The 3,352-nt window shown below is 65.1% G+C and carries 5 protein-coding genes; 4 read left to right on the top strand and 1 reads right to left on the bottom strand.

Annotation, left to right across the window (positions count from 1 at the left end):
- A partial coding sequence (locus tag MOV74_RS34370) for a MoxR family ATPase (protein ID WP_246931413.1) occupies positions 1 to 821 on the bottom strand: 821 nt, incomplete at its 3' end.
- A gap of 271 nt (positions 822 to 1,092) precedes the next feature.
- On the opposite strand from MOV74_RS34370, the gene MOV74_RS34365 reads away from it, so the two are divergent.
- From MOV74_RS34365 to MOV74_RS34350, 4 genes are all read left to right on the top strand, one after another.
- Positions 1,093 to 1,704: a DUF1285 domain-containing protein gene (locus tag MOV74_RS34365; RefSeq protein ID WP_246931412.1), complete on the top strand. Its 612-nt coding sequence runs from the start codon at positions 1,093 to 1,095 to the stop codon at positions 1,702 to 1,704.
- A gap of 32 nt (positions 1,705 to 1,736) precedes the next feature.
- Entirely contained in the window at positions 1,737 to 2,372 is a 636-nt protein-coding gene (locus MOV74_RS34360) for a CoA pyrophosphatase (RefSeq protein WP_404979221.1), read from the top strand.
- On the top strand, positions 2,369 to 2,632 hold the full coding sequence (locus tag MOV74_RS34355; protein ID WP_246931410.1) for a DUF6111 family protein: 264 nt from the start codon (positions 2,369 to 2,371) through the stop codon (positions 2,630 to 2,632). Before MOV74_RS34360 ends, MOV74_RS34355 begins: the two co-directional genes overlap by 4 nt.
- Positions 2,633 to 2,642: 10 nt before the next feature.
- A partial coding sequence (locus MOV74_RS34350) for a CCA tRNA nucleotidyltransferase (protein ID WP_246931409.1) occupies positions 2,643 to 3,352 on the top strand: 710 nt, incomplete at its 3' end.

Raw genomic sequence — 3,352 nt, 5'->3', positions numbered from 1 at the left:
AGCGATTCGCTGGCGCGCGGGCCGGGGCCCCAGGCGATGAACTTGACGGTTTCGCCGGCGTCCGGACCGGGACGGGCCGAGCGCACCAGCGACAGGATCGCCTCCACCACGGAATCGCCGACCGGCAGGCGCCGGATCAGCCGCTGCGCGGTGATCAGCGCATCCGCGGTCATCGCTCCCCTCGCCAGCGTTTCCTCGGCGCCGGTGGTCTCGAACAGGATGCGGCGCTCGGCGTCGCGATCGGGATAGTCGACGTCGATCTCCATCAGGAAGCGGTCGAGCTGCGCTTCGGGCAGCGGATAGGTGCCTTCCTGCTCCAGCGGGTTCTGTGTCGCGAGCACGTGGAAGGGCTTTGGCAGATCGTGGCGCGCGCCGGCGACGGTGATGTGCTGTTCCTGCATCGCTTGCAAAAGCGCCGACTGCGTCCGTGGGCTGGCGCGGTTGATCTCGTCCGCCATCAGCAGCTGCGCGAACACCGGACCTGAAATGAAGCGGAAGGCGCGCTTGCCGGCGGTGCTCTCATCGAGCACCTCGGCGCCGAGAATGTCCGACGGCATCAAATCGGGCGTGAACTGAATGCGCTTGGCATCGAGACCGAGCGTGACGCCGAGCGTCTCGACCAGCTTGGTCTTGGCAAGACCCGGCACACCGATCAGCAGCGCATGGCCGCCGGAGAGGATGGTGACCAGCGTGTTCTCGATCACGCGATCCTGGCCGAAGATGACGGATGCGATCGCATCTTTCGCTGCGCGAATCTGGCCCGACACCTGCTCGGCCGAACGGACGATCCCGTCCTCGAGTTTCTCGACACTCTCCGCCATCCGTTCGCTCCTTCAGCCCGCATGCGGCTTGCCTGCGTCGTCACGTCAGCACGTCACGTCAGGCCATCACGCTAGATCATGGGCCCTATGCTAGACTTGCAGGAAGGCCATGTATTCGTTGAATTAACCTATCCCCACCTTATCGGCTTCGGGTTATGTACGGCATCACGAAGTGGCGACCTCCACGCCGCACTAATCCGGGGTGGAACCGAGCACCAACCTACAACGTAGACCTGCACCAATCGTGCCAGGGACAAAGTCAGGGCAAACCATGGCGAACCAAGGGCAGAGCGCCGATCGCAGTCTCGAAGGGCTGACTGCCGCCGCCAAAAGCGCTGCCAATCCCGAAGGCGCCAAAAAGGGCCTGCCTCCGGTGCATCTGTGGAATCCGCCGTTTTGCGGCGATCTCGACATCCGAATCGCCTCCGACGGTACTTGGTTCTACATGGGGACGCCAATCGGGCGCCCCGCTCTGGTCCGGCTGTTTTCGACCATCCTGAAGCGCGAGGGCGACAAGCATTTCCTGGTCACGCCGGTGGAGAAGGTCGGCATTCGCGTCGATGATGCGCCGTTCATGGCAGTCGAAATGCAGAAAGACGGCGAGGACAACCATCGCGTGCTGCGCTTCCGCACCAATGTCGACGACTGGGTCGCCTGCGACGCCGCGCACCGGCTCCGCTTCGAGCAGGCCCGGGACGGCGGGCTGACGCCGTACTTGCATGTCCGCGCCGAGCTCTGGGCCAAGGTCACGCGGGCGCTCTATTACGATCTGGTTGACATGGGTGAGGAGCGGATGGTCGATGGCCAGCCGATGTTCGGCGTCGAATCATCAGGCGAATTCTTCGCCATGGCCGATGCGGAGCAGGTGAGGACCGCACTTTGAACAAGGCTATCCCCAAGAACGATCGGGCCGCGATGGGCGCGGCGGATTTCTTCGCGCGCTCCCGGGCCAAGCTCGATTTCGAAGTCCCGGCCGGCCTCTACGATCCCAACATCATCCCCGCCTCGGGCGATCCCGGCACCGACAAGATGCTGGAGATCATCGCGCGCGAGCAGCCGGTGCGCCCCGCCGCGGTCCTGATCGCGGTGGTCGACCATCCCGAGCCGACCATCCTCTTGACGCAGCGCTCGGCGCATCTGAACGACCATGCCGGCCAGATCGCCTTTCCCGGCGGCAAGATCGACGCGACCGACTCCTCGCCGCTGGACGCGGCGCTGCGCGAGGCCGAGGAGGAAGTCGGGCTGTCCAGGGACTTCGTCGAGCCGCTCGGTTATCTCGATCTCTACGGCACGGGGTTCGGCTTCCGCATCTTGCCGACCGTCGCCAAAGTGCGACCGGGCTTTCAGCTCACCATCAACCATTCCGAGGTTGATGACGCGTTCGAGGTGCCGCTATCCTTCCTGATGAATCCGGTGAACCATCAGGTGCACAGCAAGGAATTCCGCGGCATGGAGCGCTCCTACTACGCGATGCCGTTCGCGGAACGCTATATCTGGGGTGCGACGGCCGGAATGCTGCGTGTGCTGTATGAGCGGATCTATTCGTCATGATCCGGCCGGTTCTGACTGAGATCGGAATCTTCCTCATTCCCTTTGCCGTCTATGCGCTGTTCCTGGCCGCCACGCGGTCCGGCCTGTTCGCGCGATCATCCTGGCCGGTGGCGATCGTCGCGCGTCTCGGACTGGCGGCGATCGTGCTGGTCATCGCGGGCCTGATCGGACTTGCACACTTCTCCGGCGCGTCACCGGATTCGACCTACGTTCCCGCCCATATCGAGAACGGCAGGCTGGTGCCGGGCGTGGAAAAATAGGGGCAGCACGATGAGCGCGAAGCCGATATTTGCGCCGATTCTTGCCGATGCGCCCTGGCTGATCTCTGGCGGGACCGCGCGCGTCCTGCAATTGCTCAACGCTGACGGCGAGGAGGCGCGGGTGGTCGGCGGCGCCGTGCGCAACGCGCTGCTCGGCCTTAAGCCCGGCGACATCGACATCGCGACCACGGCGCGGCCGGAGGAGGTGATGCGGCGCGCCAAGGCTGCCGGCATCAAGAGCGTGCCGACGGGCATCGATCACGGCACCATCACGCTGGTGATCGACAGCCACCCCTATGAAGTCACGACGCTGCGTGAGGACACCGAGACCTTCGGGCGCAAGGCCAAGGTTGCGTTCGGCCGCGACTGGGTGAAGGACGCCGAGCGGCGGGACTTCACCATGAACGGCCTGTCGGTCGATGCGGCCGGCGTCGTTTACGACCATGTCGGCGGCATCGCGGATGCGAAAGCGCGCCGCGTGCGCTTCATCGGCGATCCCGACCAGCGTATTGCCGAGGATTATTTGCGCATCCTGCGCTTCTTCCGCATCCACGCCGCCTTCGGTGCGGGCGAGCCCGACCGCGACGGCTATCTCGCCTGCATCCGGGGACGTGCGGGCCTCGCCAGCCTCTCGGCCGAGCGGGTGCGGATGGAGATGCTGAAGCTGCTGGTGACGTCAGGCGCATCCGCGGCCGCGCTGGCCATGGCCGAGGGCGGATT

The sequence above is a fragment of the Bradyrhizobium sp. SHOUNA76 genome, from assembly GCF_023006445.1.
In the GTDB taxonomy this organism is placed as follows: Bacteria; Pseudomonadota; Alphaproteobacteria; order Rhizobiales; family Xanthobacteraceae; genus Bradyrhizobium.
This window is presented reverse-complemented; position numbering and strand designations above follow the sequence as displayed.